24 protein-coding genes are annotated in these 22,250 nt (G+C 51.5%); 13 read left to right on the plus strand and 11 right to left on the minus strand.

The features are described from left to right. The first annotated feature begins 20 nt into the window (after positions 1-20). Together fumE and HEN33_RS00680 are read left to right on the plus strand one after the other, a co-directional pair. On the plus strand, positions 21-530 hold the full coding sequence (fumE, locus tag HEN33_RS00675) for a fumarase E (RefSeq protein ID WP_176262826.1): 510 nt from the start codon (positions 21-23) through the stop codon (positions 528-530). Further along, the gene (locus tag HEN33_RS00680) at positions 527-1,240 is read left to right on the plus strand and encodes a nucleoside/nucleotide kinase family protein (RefSeq protein ID WP_176262825.1); all 714 of its coding nucleotides are present in this window, start codon (positions 527-529) and stop codon (positions 1,238-1,240) included. The genes fumE and HEN33_RS00680 overlap by 4 nt, the downstream gene beginning before the upstream one ends. On the opposite strand, the gene HEN33_RS00685 is transcribed toward HEN33_RS00680, so the two are convergent. From HEN33_RS00685 to HEN33_RS00705, 5 genes are read right to left on the minus strand one after another with little or no spacing between them, the layout of a single operon-like run. Next, positions 1,212-1,889 carry an ABC transporter ATP-binding protein gene (locus HEN33_RS00685; protein WP_032185077.1) on the minus strand — a complete coding sequence of 226 codons (678 nt, stop codon included), beginning with the start codon at positions 1,887-1,889 and terminating at the stop codon, positions 1,212-1,214. The genes HEN33_RS00680 and HEN33_RS00685 overlap by 29 nt on opposite strands. After that, positions 1,883-2,560 carry an ABC transporter ATP-binding protein gene (locus HEN33_RS00690; RefSeq protein WP_032185119.1) on the minus strand — a complete coding sequence of 226 codons (678 nt, stop codon included), beginning with the start codon at positions 2,558-2,560 and terminating at the stop codon, positions 1,883-1,885. The genes HEN33_RS00685 and HEN33_RS00690 overlap by 7 nt, the downstream gene beginning before the upstream one ends. After that, positions 2,548-3,255 (minus strand): energy-coupling factor transporter transmembrane component T, encoded by a 708-nt coding sequence (locus HEN33_RS00695; protein ID WP_032185076.1) that lies wholly within the window; start codon positions 3,253-3,255, stop codon positions 2,548-2,550. Before HEN33_RS00695 ends, HEN33_RS00690 begins: the two co-directional genes overlap by 13 nt. Then, positions 3,256-3,834, minus strand: a complete 579-nt coding sequence (locus HEN33_RS00700; protein WP_000113903.1) for an ECF transporter S component — start codon at positions 3,832-3,834, stop codon at positions 3,256-3,258. It abuts the gene before it with no gap. A 22-nt stretch (positions 3,835-3,856) separates the two neighbouring features. Next, a complete protein-coding gene (locus tag HEN33_RS00705) occupies positions 3,857-4,288 on the minus strand; it encodes a PPC domain-containing DNA-binding protein (RefSeq protein ID WP_176262824.1) in 432 nt (143 codons plus the stop codon). Between the two features lie 371 nt (positions 4,289-4,659). Between HEN33_RS00705 and epd the strand changes: the two genes are divergently transcribed. From epd to srsR, 7 genes are all read left to right on the plus strand, one after another. Next, positions 4,660-5,679: an erythrose-4-phosphate dehydrogenase gene (gene epd, locus HEN33_RS00710; protein ID WP_000218480.1), complete on the plus strand. Its 1,020-nt coding sequence runs from the start codon at positions 4,660-4,662 to the stop codon at positions 5,677-5,679. A 49-nt stretch (positions 5,680-5,728) separates the two neighbouring features. After that, positions 5,729-6,892, plus strand: coding sequence for a phosphoglycerate kinase (pgk, locus tag HEN33_RS00715; protein ID WP_000111269.1), 1,164 nt, complete (start codon positions 5,729-5,731; stop codon positions 6,890-6,892). 214 nt (positions 6,893-7,106) lie between these two features. Continuing rightward, positions 7,107-8,186 carry a class II fructose-bisphosphate aldolase gene (fbaA, locus tag HEN33_RS00720; RefSeq protein ID WP_000034372.1) on the plus strand — a complete coding sequence of 360 codons (1,080 nt, stop codon included), beginning with the start codon at positions 7,107-7,109 and terminating at the stop codon, positions 8,184-8,186. A gap of 357 nt (positions 8,187-8,543) precedes the next feature. After that, positions 8,544-9,404 carry a small-conductance mechanosensitive channel MscS gene (gene mscS, locus HEN33_RS00725; RefSeq protein WP_000389817.1) on the plus strand — a complete coding sequence of 287 codons (861 nt, stop codon included), beginning with the start codon at positions 8,544-8,546 and terminating at the stop codon, positions 9,402-9,404. 138 nt (positions 9,405-9,542) lie between these two features. Further along, positions 9,543-10,178 (plus strand): arginine exporter ArgO, encoded by a 636-nt coding sequence (argO, locus tag HEN33_RS00730; RefSeq protein ID WP_176262823.1) that lies wholly within the window; start codon positions 9,543-9,545, stop codon positions 10,176-10,178. A 92-nt stretch (positions 10,179-10,270) separates the two neighbouring features. Further along, positions 10,271-11,011 (plus strand): oxidative stress defense protein, encoded by a 741-nt coding sequence (locus HEN33_RS00735; protein WP_000669834.1) that lies wholly within the window; start codon positions 10,271-10,273, stop codon positions 11,009-11,011. A 167-nt stretch (positions 11,012-11,178) separates the two neighbouring features. Beyond that, entirely contained in the window at positions 11,179-12,075 is an 897-nt protein-coding gene (gene srsR, locus HEN33_RS00740; protein WP_000350807.1) for a LysR family transcriptional regulator SrsR, read from the plus strand. Here srsR and scpC read toward each other — a convergent pair. The 5 genes from scpC to argP all read right to left on the minus strand — a co-directional run bounded on the left by scpC (position 12,072) and on the right by argP (position 18,599). Beyond that, positions 12,072-13,550, minus strand: coding sequence for a propionyl-CoA:succinate CoA transferase (gene scpC, locus HEN33_RS00745; protein WP_000449950.1), 1,479 nt, complete (start codon positions 13,548-13,550; stop codon positions 12,072-12,074). The two genes, srsR and scpC, sit on opposite strands and share 4 nt — an antisense overlap. A gap of 23 nt (positions 13,551-13,573) precedes the next feature. Then, the gene (scpB, locus tag HEN33_RS00750; RefSeq protein ID WP_000122080.1) at positions 13,574-14,359 is read right to left on the minus strand and encodes a methylmalonyl-CoA decarboxylase; all 786 of its coding nucleotides are present in this window, start codon (positions 14,357-14,359) and stop codon (positions 13,574-13,576) included. A 10-nt stretch (positions 14,360-14,369) separates the two neighbouring features. Then, positions 14,370-15,365 carry a methylmalonyl Co-A mutase-associated GTPase MeaB gene (gene meaB / locus HEN33_RS00755; protein ID WP_000606507.1) on the minus strand — a complete coding sequence of 332 codons (996 nt, stop codon included), beginning with the start codon at positions 15,363-15,365 and terminating at the stop codon, positions 14,370-14,372. Beyond that, entirely contained in the window at positions 15,358-17,502 is a 2,145-nt protein-coding gene (gene scpA / locus HEN33_RS00760; protein WP_176262822.1) for a methylmalonyl-CoA mutase, read from the minus strand. Before scpA ends, meaB begins: the two co-directional genes overlap by 8 nt. A 203-nt stretch (positions 17,503-17,705) precedes the next feature. Next, complete coding sequence (gene argP / locus HEN33_RS00765) at positions 17,706-18,599, minus strand: DNA-binding transcriptional regulator ArgP (RefSeq protein ID WP_001360955.1); 894 nt, start codon at positions 18,597-18,599, stop codon at positions 17,706-17,708. A 140-nt stretch (positions 18,600-18,739) separates the two neighbouring features. Here argP and HEN33_RS00770 point away from each other — a divergent pair, with 140 nt between their 5' ends. From HEN33_RS00770 to ibsC, 4 genes are all read left to right on the plus strand, one after another. Further along, positions 18,740-18,925 carry a hypothetical protein gene (locus HEN33_RS00770; RefSeq protein ID WP_088541714.1) on the plus strand — a complete coding sequence of 62 codons (186 nt, stop codon included), beginning with the start codon at positions 18,740-18,742 and terminating at the stop codon, positions 18,923-18,925. Positions 18,926-19,103: 178 nt separating this feature from the next. Then, positions 19,104-19,763: a ribose-5-phosphate isomerase RpiA gene (gene rpiA, locus HEN33_RS00775; RefSeq protein WP_000189743.1), complete on the plus strand. Its 660-nt coding sequence runs from the start codon at positions 19,104-19,106 to the stop codon at positions 19,761-19,763. A 255-nt stretch (positions 19,764-20,018) separates the two neighbouring features. Next, positions 20,019-21,251, plus strand: a complete 1,233-nt coding sequence (serA, locus tag HEN33_RS00780; protein ID WP_001151604.1) for a phosphoglycerate dehydrogenase — start codon at positions 20,019-20,021, stop codon at positions 21,249-21,251. Positions 21,252-21,478: 227 nt separating this feature from the next. Continuing rightward, positions 21,479-21,538 carry a type I toxin-antitoxin system toxin IbsC gene (gene ibsC, locus HEN33_RS00785; protein ID WP_071525914.1) on the plus strand — a complete coding sequence of 20 codons (60 nt, stop codon included), beginning with the start codon at positions 21,479-21,481 and terminating at the stop codon, positions 21,536-21,538. 100 nt (positions 21,539-21,638) lie between these two features. Here ibsC and HEN33_RS00790 read toward each other — a convergent pair whose 3' ends face one another. Then, positions 21,639-22,241: a 5-formyltetrahydrofolate cyclo-ligase gene (locus HEN33_RS00790; RefSeq protein WP_148047578.1), complete on the minus strand. Its 603-nt coding sequence runs from the start codon at positions 22,239-22,241 to the stop codon at positions 21,639-21,641. Positions 22,242-22,250: the final 9 nt, after the last annotated feature.

Consider the following 22,250-nt stretch of genomic DNA (forward strand, 5'->3'; position numbering starts at 1 on the left):
GGTGATCTATCGGAAGACGAATGGCGACGCTGACAGAAGATGATGTGCTTGAGCAACTGGACGCACAGGACAATTTATTGTCATTTATGAAAACTGCACATGTCATTTTGCTCCAGGGGATACGCCAGTTTCTGCCGTCGCTGTTTGTCGATAACGATGAAGAGATCGTGGAATATGCAGTGAAGCCGTTACTCGCTCAAAGCGGCCCGCTTGACGATATTGATGTTGCGCTACGTTTGATTTTTGCACTGGGGAAAATGGACAAATGGCTGTACGCCGATATCACGCACTTTTCCCAGTTCTGGCATTACCTGAATGAACAGGATGAAACGCCCGGATTTGCCGATGACATTACCTGGGATTTTATCAGCAACGTCAATAGCATAACCTGCAATGCGACGCTCTATGACGCGTTAAAAGCGATGAAGTTCGCTGATTTCGCCGTCTGGTCAGAGGTGCGTTTTAGTGGGATGGTCAAAACGGCGCTGACGCTGGCAGTAACGACCACCTTAAAGGAATTAACGCCGTGAAAATTGACTTAACGGTGAATGGTCTGAAGGTACAGGCACAGTACCCGAACGAAGAGATTGAAAATGTGCATAAACCGTTGCTGCGTATGCTGGCAGCCTTACAGACGGTAAATCCGCAGCGGCGTACCGTGGTTTTTCTTTGCGCTCCGCCGGGGACGGGTAAATCTACCCTAACCACTTTCTGGGAATATCTCGCGCAACAAGACCCGGAACTGCCCGATATTCAGACGCTCCCGATGGATGGCTTTCACCATTACAATAGCTGGCTGGATGCGCATCAATTGCGCCCCTTTAAAGGCGCACCAGAGACATTCGATGTAGCGAAACTGGCGGAAAATCTGCGCCAGGTAGTGGAAGGGGATTGTACGTGGCCGCAGTACGATCGACAAAAGCATGAGCCTGTTGAAGATGCGTTGCACGTTACCGCACCACTCGTCATCGTCGAAGGAAACTGGTTGTTGCTGGATGACGAGAAGTGGCGCCAGCTTGCGCAATTTTGTGATTTCTCGATCTTTATCAACGCGCCAGCTACTGCGTTGCGGGAACGACTGGTGGGGCGCAAGCTGGCGGGAGGGTTATCGCTGGCAGACGCAGAAGCCTTTTATGACCGTACCGATGGGCCGAATGTTCGCCGGGTGCTGGAAGAGAGTCTGCCTGCAAATTTGACCTTAATGATGACCGCTACGGGTGAATATCGTCTGGTGGATTAACGTTCCTGATTACACCATCTTCCAGTCGCACCACACGAGAGAAATGACGCCGGGTAAATGCGGCGTCATGACTGATTGCTACGACGCTCGTGCCTCGCTGGCGGCACTTTTCCAGCCAGCTTTCAAACACGCTCATCCAATTTTCGTCAAAATCCCGACTCGGCTCGTCCAGCAGCAATAGCGGCGGAGAGAGTGCTTCCAGGCAGGCGACGGCGACCATCCGTCGCTGCGCACTATGCAGATCTAACGGATGCGCGCTGGCAGTGTCTGCTAACTGACAGCATTGCAGGGCAGCATTGGTACGTTGAGTGATTTCATCCGCCAGGCATTTTTGCAGTTTCAAACCAAATGCGATCTCGTCAGCGACGGTGCTGTGAAAAAGCTGGTTTTCCGCTTCCTGAAACAGTACGCCAATCTTTGCTGCACGTTGGCGGTTTTTCAGGTTTTTCATCGCCTGTTGTTGCAGTATAACCGTACCGGTTGTGGGCGTAAGAAGACCTGCCATTACTCGTAACAGCGTCGATTTTCCCGCGCCATTGTCGCCGGTCAGCGCCAACCATTCACCTTGTTTGAGTTGCAGAGAAATGTCGCAAAGACAATCCGTTGCCGCGCCAGGCCAGCGATAAGATATCTGGTTTAACGTTAACATAGTGGCTGGAGCGCTCCGTTTTGCAATTGCCACGCTTGCTGGCAGTAGTTCAGGAAAGGTGTGCGATGACGTTCAAAAAGAATAATCAGCGAACCACGTTCAAACGCCCAGTGTTGTAAGCGCTGCAACAGCATTTCGCTGGCCTGCGGCGTCAGGCGACTAAAGGCTTCATCAAGAATTAATAGTTTTGGCTGCATCGCGATGGCGCAGGCGATGACCACGCGCTGTGTCTCTCCACCGGAGAGTGTTGCCGGGTGACGATGGCGCAACGGCTGGCACTCGGTCAGAGTCAGGGCGGCATCAATCCGCGCCATAATCTCCTCTTCAGCAAGACACAGATTTTCTGGCCCAAAGGCAACTTCTTCTTCCACGCTAAAGGTACAGCCGGAGAGCTGCAAATAGGGCGATTGCTGAACGAGCTGGATGGTGGCGGATTGTTCATTAAGCGGGAGATACCCAATGGGCGTACCGAGAAGCGTCCCCGTGCCGGTTATCTCTCCTGGCAGAAAGTCCGGATACCAGCCCGCCATCAGTTGCGCCAGCGTACTTTTGCCACTGCCGTTGTCACCAAAGATGGCGACTATCCCCGGTTTGACATAGTGAAAGTCATAACAGAACGGAGGGTGCGTTGAGTGTGTCGGGCAATAGCGAAACTGTTCTAACGTAACCATATCCACGCTCCGAATTCTGCCAGCATCAGCAAGATCATGGCGTAACGTGCCACTTTTTCCAGGTTACTGTCAGGCGGTGCCCATAACGTAGTGCGCCGGTTGTGGATCCGAAATGCCCGCATATCCAGCGCCGCACCACGGATAGCCAGATCGTTTAGCGCATTGTGTGTTAGCGGAATAATTAGCGCGGGTATAGCACGTAAACGCTGATACCAGCCCTCATCCAGCGGCACCCCACGGGCGCGCTGCGCTTCATGAATAATCGCTAATTGCCGTTTTAACTGCTCAACGACCAACAAAGGCCCAGCGAACAGATAAGCGACGCCCGGCGGCAGGCGAGAAGCAAACAAAGCGCGGATAAAACGTTGCACTGGGACGAATTGCATCCACAACTGCGAGGTTGAAACAATCGCCAGAATCCGCAACCAGAGCGTAATAGCATGCGTCCACCGTTCTGGCGAGCGTGGCGTGCCGCTTAGCCATTCTGTCAGCCAGCCACCGTGTACCAGCCACAGTCCAGCCCCCAGCGAGAACATCAGCCAGACAACATATTTTACCCGCCGCCGCGTGGCCTTTAGCGCAATAAGGCAGAAAAAGGTCGCCGCGCTATAGAATGGCAGTATTGTCTGTGTGGGCAGGATAAGCGTGGTGCAGGCCGCCAGCGCCCACAGCGTTAGGGATGTAAACGGATGCATTTAGCGCACGGCAGCCATTGCCGGAAAATGGCGCGTGGTGCGAATCGGCAGCTGACGCAGTAAAAGCCAGACAATCACCGCTGTAAGAATTTTATCGACCAGGTTTGCGCCTATCACCGTAATCGCCACCGACTCCACCAGGTTTTGCCCCATAGAGTGCATCCAGGCAACGAACAAATCGGCTCCGCTACCGGTGACACCGCCGAACAGCGCAGTACGCAGCGGTACAGCGACGACCGTTACTGCAAGCGTAATAATCACGCCGCTGACAACGACTTTTGGCAGGGTGCGAAACCAACCCGCTCGCGCCAGCCAACCGGCGACCAGGCCAATAACCATCGCCACGGGGGCAAAGGCGGCGGCGATCGGGTCGGTGAGCAATCCCCAGAGTAAATTGGTCAGTAAGCCGGTCAGCATCCCGATCACCGGACCAAGCAGTACCGCGCTAATAAGTGTGCCGATGGAGTCGAGAAATATAGGTAATTTGACCATGCTGGCCAGTTGCCCGCCAATCATATTGATGGCGATAGAGATAACAATCAACACCAGTGCTTGACTGGAAAAGTGGCGACGCGCCATAAGAAAACCTCTCTGAAAGTAGTTATTTAACGGGGGAAATATGCAATTCGTCGTAACCAGAAAGCGCGCAAGGTTGGCGGCTAAACGCCAGCTCCTCAAGGCAGCCGATCACCAGTTCAAGCGTGGTCCGCACGGTACAGCCGGGCATCATATGACCGCCAAACATCGTGCCGTGTGGATCGGAAACGCAGAGATGAAGATGTTCACCACTCTGTTCCAGTGTGCCGTTCAATGCGATGACTTCGAACTTACCGCTTAGTAGGGCCGTGTTTTCTTGCCCGGCATAGCGTAAGGCGACGTCAGTCAGACTGCCGGTACAACCTGCAATCCACGCGGCGTGGAGTTGTTGTTGCTGCGCGAAGGCGCGTAATTGGGAGAGAACTTCCTGCCCTGGGAGCAGGCGCAGCGCGTAAAAGCGTGCGGAGGAAGAATATGGGTAGGGCAATGTCATCATTGGAGTACTCCGAAACTCGGACGTATTGCGGATAATATCGACGCTGCATCAGTCATATTCTGATATAAGTCAGGGTTTGTGACGGCACAACGAAAAGATTTTGCTACGCTTATTCGTGATTCTGCAAAGTGGAATAAATTCCACAGGGGCGGGGATGAAAACGTGACGTAAGTCAGATAATTGTCTTCTTTGACTGGACAATCATTCCTTTTATTCCACGTTTCGCTTATCCTAGCTGAAGCGTTTCAGTCGATTAAATGTTCGACAATTAACCAATCAGTCGCAGTTTGCGACAGGTAAGGTTTCCCCGGACGATTTGCTGGATTACTCTGTCTGGCAAATTTGCTCAGGGAAAACCTTGCAGGAGATCTATGACCGTACGCGTAGCGATAAATGGCTTCGGTCGCATCGGGCGTAATGTGGTTCGTGCTTTGTATGAATCCGGACGCCGGGCGGAAATTACCGTGGTGGCAATCAACGAACTGGCGGATGCTGCGGGCATGGCGCATTTGTTGAAATATGACACCAGTCATGGCCGTTTTGCATGGGAAGTACGACAGGAACGCGATCAACTTTTTGTTGGTGATGACGCCATCCGCGTATTGCATGAACGTTCACTGCAATCGCTCCCATGGCGTGAACTGGGCGTCGATGTGGTTCTTGACTGCACCGGCGTATATGGCTCCCGCGAGCATGGCGAAGCGCATATTGCCGCCGGGGCCAAAAAAGTGCTCTTTTCACATCCTGGTAGTAACGATCTCGACGCGACCGTGGTTTACGGCGTCAATCAGGATCAACTTCGTGCGGAACACCGCATCGTTTCTAACGCTTCCTGTACCACGAATTGCATAATTCCCGTCATCAAATTGTTAGATGATGCGTACGGTATTGAGTCCGGCACTGTGACCACAATTCACTCCGCCATGCACGATCAACAGGTTATTGATGCATACCATCCTGACCTGCGTCGCACCCGGGCAGCCAGCCAGTCGATCATTCCAGTCGATACTAAACTGGCCGCCGGTATCACACGATTTTTTCCGCAATTTAACGATCGCTTTGAAGCAATTGCGGTGCGTGTACCAACCATAAATGTGACGGCAATCGATTTAAGCGTGACGGTGAAGAAACCTGTAAAAGCCAATGAAGTCAACCTGTTGCTGCAAAAAGCAGCACAAGGTGCATTTCATGGTATAGTTGACTATACGGAATTGCCGTTGGTCTCTGTAGATTTTAACCACGATCCGCACAGTGCCATTGTCGATGGCACCCAAACCCGGGTCAGTGGCGCACACCTGATCAAAACGTTGGTCTGGTGCGATAACGAATGGGGCTTTGCTAACCGAATGCTCGACACGACGTTAGCTATGGCTACTGTTGCTTTCAGGTAAGACGCAAGCAGCGTCTGCAAAACTTTTAGAATCAACGAGAGGATTCACCATGTCTGTAATTAAGATGACCGATCTGGATCTTGCTGGGAAACGTGTATTTATCCGTGCGGATCTGAACGTACCAGTAAAAGACGGGAAAGTAACCAGCGACGCGCGTATCCGTGCTTCTCTGCCGACCATCGAACTGGCCCTGAAACAAGGCGCGAAAGTGATGGTAACTTCCCACCTGGGTCGTCCTACCGAAGGCGAGTACAACGAAGAATTCTCTCTGCTGCCGGTTGTTAACTACCTGAAAGACAAACTGTCTAACCCGGTTCGTCTGGTTAAAGATTACCTCGACGGCGTTGACGTTGCTGAAGGTGAACTGGTTGTTCTGGAAAACGTTCGCTTCAACAAAGGCGAGAAGAAAGACGACGAAACCCTGTCCAAAAAATATGCTGCACTGTGTGACGTGTTCGTAATGGACGCATTCGGTACTGCTCACCGCGCGCAGGCTTCTACTCACGGTATCGGTAAATTCGCTGATGTTGCGTGCGCAGGCCCGCTGCTGGCAGCTGAACTGGACGCGCTGGGTAAAGCACTGAAAGAACCTGCTCGCCCGATGGTGGCTATCGTTGGTGGTTCTAAAGTATCTACCAAACTGACCGTTCTGGACTCCCTGTCTAAAATCGCTGACCAGCTGATCGTGGGTGGTGGTATCGCTAACACCTTTATCGCGGCACAAGGCCACGATGTGGGTAAATCCCTGTACGAAGCTGACCTGGTTGACGAAGCAAAACGTCTGCTGACCACCTGCAACATTCCGGTTCCGTCTGACGTTCGCGTAGCAACTGAGTTCTCTGAAACTGCACCGGCTACCCTGAAATCTGTTAACGATGTGAAAGCTGACGAGCAGATCCTGGATATCGGCGATGCTTCTGCGCAGGAACTGGCTGAAATCCTGAAGAATGCGAAAACCATTCTGTGGAACGGCCCGGTTGGCGTGTTCGAATTCCCGAACTTCCGCAAAGGTACTGAAATCGTGGCTAACGCTATCGCAGACAGCGAAGCGTTCTCCATCGCTGGCGGCGGCGACACTCTGGCAGCAATCGACCTGTTCGGCATTGCTGACAAAATCTCCTACATCTCCACTGGCGGCGGCGCATTCCTCGAATTCGTGGAAGGTAAAGTACTGCCTGCAGTAGCGATGCTCGAAGAGCGCGCTAAGAAGTAAAAAATCACAGGGCAGGGAAACCTGCCCTTGTTGCAGCGCGCTTTTAGAGCACGCATTTTTTCATACTCTAAATAATTCGAGTTGCAGGAAGGCGACAAGAGAGTGAATCCCCAGGAGCTTACATAAGTAAGTGACTGGGGTGAGCGAACGCAGACGCAGCACATGCAACTTGAAGTATGACGAGTATAAGGCCCGACGATACAGGACAAGAGACATGTCTAAGATTTTTGATTTCGTAAAACCTGGCGTAATCACTGGTGATGACGTACAGAAAGTTTTCCAGGTAGCAAAAGAAAACAACTTCGCACTGCCAGCAGTAAACTGCGTCGGTACTGACTCCATCAACGCCGTACTGGAAACCGCGGCTAAAGTTAAAGCGCCGGTTATCGTTCAGTTCTCCAACGGTGGTGCTTCCTTTATCGCTGGTAAAGGCGTGAAATCTGACGTTCCGCAGGGTGCTGCTATCCTGGGTGCGATCTCTGGTGCGCATCACGTTCACCAGATGGCTGAACACTATGGTGTTCCAGTGATCCTGCACACCGACCACTGCGCGAAAAAACTGCTGCCGTGGATCGACGGTCTGCTGGACGCGGGTGAAAAACACTTCGCAGCTACCGGTAAGCCGCTGTTCTCTTCTCACATGATCGACCTGTCTGAAGAATCTCTGCAAGAGAACATCGAAATCTGCTCTAAATACCTGGAGCGCATGTCCAAAATCGGCATGACTCTGGAAATCGAACTGGGTTGCACCGGTGGTGAAGAAGACGGCGTGGACAACAGCCACATGGACGCTTCTGCACTGTACACCCAGCCGGAAGACGTTGATTACGCATACACCGAGCTGAGCAAAATCAGCCCGCGCTTCACCATCGCAGCGTCCTTCGGTAACGTACACGGCGTATACAAGCCGGGTAACGTTGTTCTGACTCCGACCATCCTGCGTGACTCTCAGGAATATGTTTCCAAGAAACACAACCTGCCGCACAACAGCCTGAACTTCGTATTCCACGGCGGTTCCGGTTCTACTGCTCAGGAAATCAAAGACTCCGTAAGCTACGGCGTAGTGAAAATGAACATCGATACCGATACCCAATGGGCAACCTGGGAAGGTGTTCTGAATTACTACAAAGCGAACGAAGCTTATCTGCAGGGTCAGTTGGGCAACCCGAAAGGCGAAGATCAGCCGAACAAGAAATACTACGATCCGCGCGTATGGCTGCGTGCCGGTCAGACTTCGATGATCGCTCGTCTGGAAAAAGCATTCCAGGAACTGAACGCGATCGACGTTCTGTAAGATATTCCTTTCTGCTTATCTCAAGGCCCGCTCTGCGGGTCTTTTTTTCGCCAAAAGCAAAATTGCCTGATGCGCTACGCTTATCAGGCCTACACGTATCCTGCAATATACTGAATTTACAGGCTTTTGTAGGTCTGGTAAGGCGTTAAAGCCGCATCCAGTATGACAAAGCGCACATTGATATCTGTCTGAGCCCCGCTCTGCGGGTCTTTTTTCGCCAAAAGCAAGGTGATGCAGATGAGAAATCTGTGATCTATTTGGCAAAATTATGCTTTATTGTTTACCCTTGTCAGACTGCCCGTCATAAGGCGGCGGAGTGTATTTCTCCATTTTGAGTCAGTTGAAAAGGAATATTGAATGGAAGATTTGAATGTTGTCGATAGCATAAACGGCGCGGGGAGCTGGCTGGTGGCTAACCAGGCGCTGCTGCTAAGTTATGCAGTAAACATCGTGGCGGCACTCGCGATCATCATCGTTGGTTTGATTATCGCGCGGATGATTTCCAACGCGGTGAATCGCCTGATGATCTCCCGTAAAATCGATGCCACCGTTGCTGATTTTCTTTCTGCATTAGTCCGTTACGGAATTATCGCCTTTACGCTAATCGCTGCACTGGGGCGCGTGGGCGTACAAACCGCGTCAGTCATTGCTGTACTCGGTGCCGCAGGCTTAGCTGTTGGTCTGGCTTTGCAGGGGTCACTGTCTAACCTGGCCGCTGGCGTGTTACTGGTCATGTTCCGCCCGTTCCGTGCCGGAGAATATGTTGACCTCGGCGGCGTAGCCGGTACTGTGCTGAGCGTGCAGATTTTCTCCACCACCATGCGTACTGCAGACGGTAAAATTATCGTTATTCCGAACGGTAAAATTATTGCCGGGAATATTATTAACTTCTCCCGCGAGCCAGTTCGCCGTAACGAATTTATTATTGGCGTGGCGTATGATTCCGATATCGATCAGGTTAAGCAGATCCTGACCAATATTATCCAGTCTGAAGACCGCATTTTGAAAGATCGCGAAATGACTGTGCGTCTGAACGAACTTGGCGCATCGTCGATTAATTTCGTGGTCCGCGTCTGGAGCAAAAGCGGCGATCTACAAAACGTGTACTGGGATGTGCTGGAGCGTATTAAACGTGAATTTGATGCCGCCGGTATCAGCTTCCCGTACCCGCAAATGGATGTGAACTTTAAGCGGGTGAAAGAAGACAAAGCTGCATAATCAACGCTGAGGCCAGATAATACTCTCTGGCCTCTCTCTTATTAGTTTTTCTGATTGCCAATTAATATTATCAATTTCCGCTAATAACAATCCCGCGATATAGTCTCTGCATCAGATACTTAATTCGGAATATCCAACGTGTTTTCTTATTATTTTCAAGGTCTTGCGATTGGGGCGGCTATGATCCTACCGCTCGGTCCACAAAATGCTTTTGTGATGAATCAGGGCATACGTCGTCAGTACCACATTATGATTGCCTTACTTTGTGCTATCAGCGATTTGGTCCTGATTTACGCCGGGATTTTTGGTGGCAGTGCGTTATTGATGCAGTCGCCGTGGTTGCTTGCGCTGGTCACCTGGGGCGGCGTAGCCTTCTTGCTGTGGTATGGTTTTGGCGCTTTTAAAACAGCAATGAGCAGTAATATTGAGTTAGCCAGTGCCGAAGTCCTGAAGCAAGGCAGATGGAAAATTATCGCCACCATGTTGGCAGTGACCTGGCTGAATCCGCATGTTTACCTGGATACTTTTGTTGTACTGGGCAGCCTTGGTGGGCAGCTTGACGTCGAACCAAAACGTTGGTTTGCGCTCGGGACAATTAGCGCCTCTTTCCTGTGGTTCTTTGGTCTGGCTCTTCTCGCAGCCTGGCTGGCACCGCGCCTGCGCACGGCAAAATCACAGCGCATTATCAATCTCGTAGTGGGATGTGTTATGTGGTTTATTGCCTTGCAGCTGGCGAGAGACGGTATTGCTCATGCACAAGCCTTGTTCAGTTAGGCGCTATCTGATGGAAAAATAAAACAGAGGCGCTAAGCTTGCCTCCAGAGGTCCTGAATTTTGGGCAAGTCAATTAACACGGAGAGACTAACGTGAAGTTCAAAGTTATCGCCCTGGCGGCATTAATGGGTATTAGCGGGATGGCAGCGCAGGCTAACGAATTGCCGGATGGACCGCATATTGTCACCTCCGGTACGGCAAGCGTGGATGCGGTGCCAGACATTGCCACTCTTGCGATTGAAGTCAACGTGGCCGCGAAGGATGCCGCTACTGCCAAGAAACAGGCGGATGAGCGCGTCGCACAATACATTTCCTTCCTTGAGCTCAATCAGATCGCGAAAAAAGATATCAGCTCAGCGAACTTACGCACCCAGCCAGATTATGATTATCAGGATGGTAAAAGTATCCTGAAAGGCTACCGTGCTGTGAGAACGGTGGAAGTCACGCTCCGTCAGTTAGACAAACTGAATTCCTTGCTGGATGGTGCGCTGAAGGCGGGTCTTAACGAAATTCGTTCTGTATCGCTGGGCGTGGCGCAGCCGGATGCCTATAAAGACAAAGCGCGTAAGGCAGCGATTGATAACGCGATTCATCAGGCGCAGGAACTGGCGAACGGCTTTCATCGTAAACTAGGGCCGGTATATAGCGTGCGCTACCATGTTTCCAACTATCAGCCCAGCCCAATGGTGCGGATGATGAAAGCCGATGCCGCGCCGGTCTCAGCCCAGGAAACTTACGAGCAGGCTGCTATTCAGTTTGATGATCAGGTCGATGTGGTCTTCCAGTTAGAACCTGTGGATCAACAACCCGCTAAAACACCTGCCGCACAATAATACTTGTAGCCCGACGTATTGGTCGGGCTAATGCCTTTACCCGATATTGCCTCCTTTTTCTGTAATTTTCTGTAAAACCATGACGTAATCACCTATCTTTGCTCGCGGTTTCATCAAGGATAGGCTGACTGAAACGGTTAAGCGGACAAGGATGCGGGGGAGCGGGGATGGACATTTTTATTTCGAAAAAGATGCGCAATTTCATTTTATTAGCGCAAACTAATAATATTGCCCGGGCGGCAGAAAAAATCCATATGACGGCTTCGCCATTTGGCAAAAGCATTGCCGCGCTGGAAGAACAAATTGGCTATACGCTATTTACCCGCAAAGATAATAATATCAGCCTCAATAAAGCCGGGCAGGAACTGTATCAAAAACTGTTCCCGGTTTATCAACGGCTTTCTGCGATTGATAATGAAATCCATAACTCAGGACGTCGTTCACGAGAAATTGTGATAGGCATAGATAATACTTATCCGACCATTATTTTTGATCAGTTGATTAGTCTCGGAGATAAGTACGAAGGCGTGACCGCCCAGCCAGTTGAGTTCAGCGAAAACGGCGTTATCGATAATCTTTTTGACCGTCAGTTAGATTTTATAATCTCCCCACAGCATGTATCTGCACGAGTTCAGGAACTGGAAAACCTGACTATCAGTGAACTACCACCGCTGCGATTGGGCTTTCTCGTTTCTCGCCGTTATGAAGAGCGACAAGAGCAAGAGTTGCTTCAGGAGCTACCCTGGCTACAAATGCGCTTTCAGAACCGGGCCAACTTCGAAGCAATGATTGATGCGAATATGCGTCCTTGTGGGATCAATCCCACCATTATTTATCGACCTTACAGTTTTATGGCCAAAATCAGCGCCGTGGAGCGCGGACATTTTCTGACGGTGATCCCGCATTTTGCCTGGCGACTGGTGAATCCGGCAACGCTGAAATATTTTGATGCGCCGCACAGGCCGATGTATATGCAGGAATATCTTTATTCAATCAGAAATCATCGTTATACCGCCACGATGCTTCAGCATATTGCTGAAGATCGTGACGGGACGAGCCATTAACCCAGCATCGAGCCGGTTGCAATTAAATTACGGTGTAAATCGAAGACGTGGCTAAGATCGTGGTGAATATGTCCGCCGGGCGCATTTTCCAGATAGCGATGCAGATAATCCCGATACATAGGATGTGCACAATTATCAATGATGGTGCGGGCGCGTTGAAGCGGGGAAAGACCACGCAGATCGGCGATCCCTTGTTCGGTGATGATCACTTTGACGCTGTGTTCGCTGTGATCAACATGGCTGCACATTGGCACGACGGTTGAGATCTTGCCTTCTTTAGCAATCGACGGGGCCATAAAGATCGACAGATACGCGTTGCGTTCAAAATCACCGCTGCCACCGATGCCGTTCATCAGATCGACCCCGGCTACGTGCGTTGAGTTGGCATGCCCGTAAATATCAAACTCCAGGCCGACGTTCAGAGCGATGACGCCCAGACGACGGATGATTTCCGGGTTATTGGAAATCTCCTGCGGACGCAACACAATGCGGCTGGCAAAGTAATCCATATTGTCGTAAATCTTGCGCAGGGAATCGGCCGAGATAGTCAGGCTGGAGGCGCTGGCCCCGCTGATTTTGCCCGTTTCCAGTAAATGCACCACCGATTCCTGTAGCACTTCCGAATACATCATGAACGGAGGAATTTCCGGGTTTTCCCCTAGTCGCGCCATGACTGCATTATTGATATTGCCCACGCCACTTTGCAGCGGCAGAAATTCCGGCGGAATACGCCCATGCGCCATTTCCTGCAACAAGAACGTGACCACGTTATCGGCAATCTGCTGGCACATGGGATTTTGCTTATCCAGCATATTACCGGCGTCGGGCAAGTTGGTTTCCACGACGGCGACAATCTTTTTCGGATCGATTTGCACATAGCGGGTACCGACGCGATCCATTGCATGGAAGATCGATACGCTATTGCGCCGCGGTGGCGCGCCAGGAATCACAATATCCGCCAGTTCTGCAACGCGCGGATCGTGATAGTGATTGAGTTCAATGATCACTTTCTTCGCCCGCAGCAGCCAGGTCGGCGCATTACCGATCCCGCTGGTTAACCAGACTCGACCATCCGGTGCCAGTGCCGATGCTTCAATGACGGCAACATCAATTTCGCCGAAGAAACCGTAATTGACCATTTGCGCCACTTCGCTCAAATGCAGGTCAACGAAACTCACCGCGCCCTGATTGATCTTTTTACGTAAACCGGACGATGTTTGATATGGCGCACGCCAGGAAACAGCATCGGCGTCAGAAAGTACATCGTCAGCGGCGGCGCTGATTGACGCCCCCGTCAGTAGGCGGATTTGATACGGCTTTTTGGCCTCATGCTGTTCGTTAGCTCTGCGGGCAATGGCGGTGGGAAGGGCTTTCGGCGAACCCGCCGGGGTAAAGCCGCTAAATGCCACCATGTCGTTATGCTGGATAATTTCTGCCGCTTCATCGGCGGTCATCCTTGTCCACTGAGTTTCCATTTTTACTCCTTCGTTCGCAGGGATTAATGACCAACGAAATTAGGTTTACGTTTTTCGAGGAAAGCGTTCATCCCTTCCTGGTAATCTTCGCTGTCATAAACCGCGCGGCGCATCCCCTGAATACGTTCAAATTCATCGGAGTTCATGGTGTGCGCTTCGCCCAGTACACGCAGTTCTTCTTTGATAACGGCAATGGCTAACGGCGCTTTCTCAGAGATGTGGTGCGCCATTTGTAAGGTGAAATCTTCCAGTTCTTCCACTTCCACAACATGATTGAGGATGCCGACAGCCAGCGCGCGCTGGGCTGTGATTGGCGAAGCGGTAAAAATCAGCTCTTTGACAATGTGGAAGCCCGCGTCGCGGGTCAGGTTGTGAATGCCGACCAGGTTATACGGGACGCCGAGGTTTACAGGCGTCATTGAGAAGGTTGAGGTACTGGCGGCGATGATCAGATCGGAACTCATGATCATTTCAAATGCGCCCCCCCAAACACTACCTTCCACCATCGAAATGATCGGTTTCGGGAATTTTTGGATCATGCGTGTGATCTGACGCAACGGATCATCATAGGAGAGCGGATCGCGACCGCCAGACGGCAGTTCGTGAATATCGTGACCTGCGGAGAAGACTTTGGATCCACTCGGCGCGCGCAAAATGATACAGCGAATTTCCGGCCGGTTGAGATCGCTTAATGCCTGCATAAGATCATCAATAAAGACTTTACTTAAGGCATTAAGTTTTCGGCCATAGTTAAACTCAATGACCGCCACTTTGTTGATAGTGACAACGTTCACATACTGATAAGACATAAAAATTCCTTTAATCAAAATATTGCGTCTGGATAAATTCACTGAGCTGTCGCAGGCCGGTGCGCGGTGAGAGCGTATTGTTTTTGACCGCTAAAAGCGTCTGGCGGTAATAGCGATCGAAATCTTCATTCGCGAACAGGTGATTCAGCACTTCTTCTTCGGTTTGTTTACGCAGCCATTCCACCGATTGTTGTTGCCGCACTTGCTGTAAACGACCACTGGCAGTTAGCGCGGTTTTGAAGTCGATGATGGCGTGCCAGATCTCATCGATTCCACGTTTTTCCAGTGCGCTACAAGTCAGAACTCGTGGCTGCCATTCGTCGTATTTACGTCGCAGAATATGCAGGGCACTCTCGTACATATGCCGGGCAATGGCGACATTGGTATGGTTATCGCCATCGTCTTTGTTGATAACGATCAGATCTGCCACTTCCATCAGCCCCTTTTTAATCCCCTGCAGATCATCGCCGCCACCGGCAATTTGCAACGAGATAAAACAGTCCACCATGCGGGCGACTTCCGTTTCCGACTGTCCGACGCCAACCGTTTCGACAATCACTACGTCATAACCCGCCGCTTCGCATAACAGCATTAATTCCCGCGCTCGCTGACTGGCACCGCCCAGATGGCCGGAGGATGGTACCGGGCGAATAAACGCCGCCTCGGCACGCGCCAGGTCATTCATGCGGGTTTTATCCCCGAGAATGCTACCGCCAGTGACCGGGCTGCTGGGATCGACCGCAATAACCGCAACCTTTAGTCCCTCACGAATCAACAACATGCCAAAGGCTTCAAGAAAGGTACTTTTCCCCGCGCCGGGTGTGCCGGTAACACCCAGTCGCAGGGCGTTACCACAGAACGGCATAATGGCATCAAGCAGTTGCGTACTTAGCGCCTGATGACGCGGGTGACGGCTTTCCACCAGCGTCATGGCCTGGGCGAGCGTGGCACGCTCACCCTGACGTAAGCGGCGAATACTTTCTGCCAGCGTGGCTTCATTAATCATGATGCTGGCTTATCAGATTCAGTACGTCGCGCACGCTGTCGAGCATAGGCGTACCTGGACCATAAATCGCCGCCACGCCGCGCTCCTGCAGGAAGGCGTAATCCTGCGGTGGAATGACGCCACCCGCGACCACGAAAATATCTTCGCGATTCCATTTCTTCAGCGCTTCGACCAGTTCCGGGATCAGCGTTTTATGACCGGCAGCCAGTGAAGATGCGCCCACTATGTGAACGTCGTTTTCTACTGCCAGGCGGGCGATCTCTTCAGGTGTAGAGAACATCGGGCTTAAATCTACGTCGAAACCGAGATCGGAATAGGCGCTGGCGATCACTTTCGCGCCGCGATCGTGCCCATCCTGGCCCATTTTGGCGATCAGAATGCGCGGGCGACGACCATTGTCGGCAAGGAACTGCTCCGTTTGCGCAACAATGGCATCGAACTCGGAGGCCGATTTCTCAGACTGATGATAGCTTTGCGCAATCACGCCGGTAACACACTGGCTTGGCACCAGATAACGGTCGAAAGCGGCTTCCAGCGCATCGGAAATTTCACCCAGGGTGGCGCGAACGCGAGCGGCATTAACAGCGGCAGCCAGCAGGTTTTCGTTATGCTGTGCGGCGTGAGTCAGGGCGTTCAACGCGGCGGTTACGGCGGCATCATCACGGGTGGCGCGAATGCATTCCAGCGAAGCAATTTGCTCGTTACGCACCATCACGTTGTCGATCTCAAGTACATCGGTTTCGTCTTCGTGATCCAGTTTGTACTTGTTGACACCAACGATGACACGTTTTCCCTGATCGATCAGCGACTGTTCACGCGCTGAGGCTTCTTCGATCATTCGTTTTGGCAGACCTGCTTCGATCGCTTTCGCCATGCCACCGGCTTCGTCGATCTGTTGGATAATGGCTCTGGCTTGTTTGACGATTTGATCGGTCAGCGATTCAACGTAATAGGATCCGGCCAGTGGATCGACGGTGCGGCAGAGTTCTGATTCTTCCTGAATGATGATCTGGGTATTGCGGGCAATGCGTGCTGAGAAATCGGTAGGCAAACCAAGCGCTTCATCAAAGGCGTTGGTATGCAGTGACTGAGTACCGCCCAGCGTTGCAGCCAGTGCTTCAATGGTGGTGCGGATAACGTTGTTATACGGATCCTGTTCAGTCAGGCTCCAGCCTGAGGTCTGGCAGTGGGTACGCAGCGCCAGTGATTTCGGATCCTGTGCGTCAAATCCACTGACCGCTTCGCTCCATAAATAACGTGCCGCACGCAACATGGCGACGTTCATAAACAGATCCATGCCAATGCCGAAGAAAAACGACAGGCGAGGAGCGAAGTCATCAATTTTCAGCCCGGCGGAGATTGCTGCTTTGATGTACTCAATCCCATCAGCGAGCGTAAATGCTACCTGCTGCACGCAGTTGGCACCCGCTTCACCCATATGGTAACCGCTGATACTGATGGTATTAAATCGCGGCATGTTGCCGGAACACCAGGCGATGATGTCAGCAATAATGCGCATTGACGGTTTCGGCGGGTAAATATAGGTGTTGCGGCAGAGATACTCTTTGAGGATATCGTTCTGAATGGTGCCTGTCAGTTTATCGGGCGTAACTCCTTGCTCTTCTGCGGCGACAATATAAAACGCCAGTACTGGTAACACTGCGCCATTCATGGTCATCGAAACCGACATTTTATCCAGCGGGATCTGGTCGAACAGGACCTTCATATCTTCCACGGTGTCGATGGCGACGCCCGCTTTGCCGACGTCACCCGCAACGCGCGGGTTATCGGAGTCGTAGCCACGGTGGGTGGCAAGGTCAAACGCAACGGAAAGACCTTTTTGCCCGGCGGCCAGGTTACGGCGATAAAAAGCGTTAGACTCTTTTGCTGTCGAGAAACCGGCATACTGACGGATAGTCCACGGTTGGGCGGTATACATAGTGGCACGCGGGCCACGAACGTAGGGTGGCAAACCAGGAAGGGTACCGGTCACTTCCAGATTATCGAGATCGGCTTCAGTATACAGCGACTTGATGGCGATCCCTTCTGCGGTTTGCTGAACCAGCGAGTCGACAGTTTTCTCCCGACGACTCAATTCCTTGTTGGCAATCTGTTGCCACTCCTGCACGTTAGACATTATTTGCTCCATAAAACGCAATCAAAATGAGGGTATTTGCGCTTACGGTGAGCTTTTTACGTGGGTTTGTCGCCAGCAAAAAAAATGCATTCAGACGTCGTTTTTTGCCGCCTGAGATTTGTCTATTTTGTGATGTGATTCAAGGAATACAAAAAGAACTGGAGGTGATGCCTGGTATGTATTACCAGGCATTATTTGATGGATTATTCCTGACGAAGAACTTTGTGACCATAATCGAGCAACGCATCAGTGACTTTACGCATCATGCGGCTTTCAGGAGCAAAGCGGTGCCAGTAGAGCATCCGGCGTTGAAATAGCCCTGGCGTTAAGTCAATCAGTTCGCCGCTGGCCAGTTCTTTCTCGATTTGCAGATGTGGGATCATACAGCAGGTGGTCCCCTGACGAGCAAGTTGCACGAACGCTTCTGAAGAATTAACGATATGGCAGGGTACGCTGCCTGGAGGCAGATCAAAGTTTTGCTGCAAAAAGGCCTGGTGCATATCATCAAGATGGTCAAACGCGACCACTGGCGCTTTCAGTAATGCCGAACGCGTTACGCCGTTAGGGAAATATTTTTCGGCGAACGGTTTTGAGCTGACGAACAGATAGTCGAGCGCACCGAGCTTATCGACAAGACAACTCGGTAGCGCCTGATGTTGAATACTCACCGCGCCGACCACTTCGCCGCGACGCAGACGTTCCTGAGTGCGGGTTTCATCTTCTACCTGCAAGTTGAGGCGGATAGGCGAATCAGCCAGTACAGGAGCCAGTGCCGGAAGCAGCCAGGTCGCCAGACTGTCAGCGTTGACCGCCAGTGAAAGCAGCAGCGGAGTTGAACCGGTTTGTTCATCGCCCAGCCACTCTTCTTCCAGTAACTCCACCTGGCGTAGCAGTGCCAGCAGTTTTTGCCCTTGTTCCGTCGGGCGCGGCGGTACGGTACGCACCAACAGCGGCTGCCCGAACATATTTTCCAGTTGCTTAATGCGCTGTGAGACGGCTGATTGTGTAATGCACAGCTTTTGTGCCGCGCGCTCAAATCCTCGTTCACGTATCACCGCATCCAGTGCCTGTAATGTTCTGTAGTCCGGGCGTTTCATTGCTGTTGTCTGCTCCTGGTAAATGCTTTTTCCTGCACTATGACACAATTTTGCGTCAGGTTGCATATACCGAAGCCGTCGGCGGGTACATTTGTATCAGTGGTTAAACACGCAGCTCAAAAGATCAGGGATTTGCGCTATTGCATTTCGCTCAGCGAGTTCGCGCCCTGGTTATGTTGAATGGCGTGGCGTTATTGCCTCTGTTCGCACCGTGGAGCGGCATACCCAGACCGTTGTATGCTTTATTTGCCGGGCGAAAGGGGATGCCCGCCATTGCGCGATATTTTATGGATGAGTTAACCACGCGGCTTGCCAACGGGGTCTGAATCGCTTTTTTTGTATATACTCGTCATACTTCAAGTTGCATGTGCTGCGTCTGCGTTCGCTCACCCCAGTCACTTACTTATGTAAGCTCCTGGGGATTCACTCTCTTGTCGCCTTCCTGCAACTCGAATTATTTAGAGTATAATGCGTGTGAAATTTCATACCACAGGCGAAACGATCATGACGCAGGATGAATTGAAAAAAGCAGTAGGATGGGCGGCACTTCAGTATGTTCAGCCCGGCACCATTGTTGGTGTAGGTACAGGTTCCACCGCCGCACACTTTATTGACGCGCTCGGCACGATGAAAGGCCAGATTGAAGGGGCCGTTTCCAGTTCGGATGCGTCCACTGAAAAACTGAAAAGCCTCGGCATTCACGTTTTTGATCTCAACGAAGTCGACAGCCTTGGCATCTACGTTGATGGTGCAGATGAAATCAACGGCCACATGCAGATGATCAAAGGCGGCGGCGCGGCGCTGACCCGTGAAAAAATCATTGCTTCGGTTGCGGAAAAATTTATCTGTATTGCAGACGCTTCTAAGCAGGTTGATATTCTGGGCAAATTCCCGCTGCCAGTAGAAGTTATCCCGATGGCACGTAGTGCAGTGGCGCGCCAGCTGGTGAAACTGGGCGGTCGTCCGGAATACCGCCAGGGCGTGGTGACCGATAACGGCAACGTGATCCTCGACGTCCACGGCATGGAAATCCTTGACCCGATAGCGATGGAAAACGCCATAAATGCGATTCCAGGCGTGGTGACTGTTGGTCTGTTTGCTAACCGTGGCGCGGACGTTGCGCTGATTGGCACACCTGACGGTGTCAAAACCATTGTGAAATGATCTGACGGGGGAACCTCCCCCGTTAAAAAAATTCTCTTCATTAAATTTGGTGACATGTGTCACGTTTTTACCTGGCTATTGTCGATTGCTCTAAATAAATCCTCTGAACCAGCATATTCATCCAAGAAATACCTTTGCGTGATATTTCCTCAACATCGCGACGCAAACGTTCATATTGCCGCAATATTATTTTTTGATATGTTGAAAGGCGGATGCAAATCCGCACACAACATTTCAAAAGACAGGATTGGGTAAATGGCAAAGGTATCGCTGGAGAAAGACAAGATTAAGTTTCTGCTGGTAGAAGGCGTGCACCAAAAGGCGCTGGAAAGCCTTCGTGCAGCGGGTTACACCAACATCGAATTTCACAAAGGCGCGCTGGATGATGAACAATTAAAAGAATCCATCCGCGATGCCCACTTCATCGGCCTGCGATCCCGTACCCATCTGACTGAAGACGTGATCAACGCCGCAGAAAAACTGGTCGCTATTGGCTGTTTCTGTATCGGAACAAACCAGGTTGATCTGGATGCAGCTGCAAAACGCGGGATCCCGGTATTTAACGCACCGTTCTCCAATACGCGCTCTGTTGCGGAGCTGGTAATTGGCGAACTTCTGCTGCTATTGCGCGGCGTACCGGAAGCCAACGCTAAAGCGCACCGTGGTGTCTGGAACAAGCTGGCAGCTGGTTCTTTTGAAGCGCGCGGCAAAAAGCTGGGTATCATCGGCTACGGTCATATTGGTACACAGTTGGGCATTCTGGCAGAATCGCTGGGAATGTATGTTTACTTTTATGATATTGAAAACAAACTACCGCTGGGCAACGCCACTCAGGTACAGCATCTTTCTGATCTGCTGAATATGAGCGATGTGGTGAGTTTGCATGTGCCAGAGAATCCGTCCACCAAAAATATGATGGGCGCGAAAGAGATTTCGCTAATGAAGCCCGGCTCGCTGCTGATTAATGCCTCGCGCGGAACGGTGGTGGATATTCCGGCGCTGTGTGACGCGCTGGCGAGCAAACACCTGGCAGGTGCGGCAATCGATGTCTTTCCGACGGAACCGGCGACCAACAGCGATCCGTTTACCTCTCCGCTGTGCGAGTTCGACAACGTCCTTCTGACGCCACATATTGGCGGTTCGACTCAGGAAGCACAGGAGAATATCGGCCTGGAAGTTGCAGGTAAATTAATCAAGTACTCTGACAATGGCTCAACGCTCTCTGCGGTGAACTTTCCGGAAGTATCGCTGCCACTGCATGGTGGGCGTCGTCTGATGCACATCCACGAAAACCGTCCGGGCGTGCTGACTGCGCTCAACAAAATCTTTGCCGAGCAGGGCGTTAACATCGCTGCACAGTATCTGCAAACCTCAGCGCAGATGGGTTATGTGGTTATTGATATTGAAGCTGACGAAGACGTTGCCGAAAAAGCGCTACAGGCAATGAAAGCTATTCCGGGTACCATTCGCGCCCGTCTGCTGTACTAAATCCCCTTCTCTGAAAATCAACGGGCAGGTCACTGACTTGCCCGTTTTTTATCCCTTCTCCACACCGTTGCCGCATTGCGCATTCTACTTTGCGAGTCTGCTCCAGAAAATAAATCAAAGTCAGATCAATGCGTTGTGTTTATTTAATGGGGATTTACGATGGCAGGGCAGCATGGGGCTGTAACGGTAAAGCCCTCACCGAAGCGAGGGCTTGAAGGAGAAGGGTTATGATGCGACTTGTCATCATACTGATTGTACTGTTACTCATAAGTTTCCCAGCTTATTAACAGTCAGTCACAGGGGAGGAGTCATCCTCCCTTACCCTTACTCACTAAATTAGGTTAAAGAATCAACGATGTCAATCAGGGCGATGCAGGTGTGTCGCCCTTACCACTCCCAGACTTTCGACGGTGTAACCACCGCAGGAAGTGGGATATCCCACTCTTCAACGGGGAGTTTTTCCACCAACTGACAATCATGCGCATAACCCACCGGTTGCATTTGATAGCGCTGCCAGTTTTGTAAGGTCCGATCATAAAAACCACCGCCCATTCCCAGGCGCTGACCGTACTCATCAAAGGCGACCAGCGGTGTGATCAACACGTCTAATCGGGAAAGGGGTAGCACGTCACGCACATCCAGTTTTGGCTCATGGATCTTCAACCTGTTCATCACCAGTTCGCTTTGCGGATGGTAATTCAGGAACAGCAAATTACCGGCACTAAAGGGATGCAAAACGGGAAGATACACGCGCTTACCGGCGCGCCAGAGTTGTTCTATGAGCGGCTGGGTGTCGAGTTCGCCATCAAAAGAGAGAAATACAGCGACCGTATGCGCCATTACCACCGGGGGGTAACTCATCATTCGCGCGGCGGCCTGTTGGCCCATATCAAGCTGTTGCTGTGGCGTTAACGCACGACGACGTTGCCGAATCATTTTGCGGATTTCTTGTCGGGATAATGTCAGTGGGAGTTCTGGTAGTTGCGTCATGGCTGGTGC

The organism is Escherichia sp. 94.0001 (assembly GCF_013369155.2).
GTDB lineage: Bacteria > Pseudomonadota > Gammaproteobacteria > Enterobacterales > Enterobacteriaceae > Escherichia > Escherichia coli_F.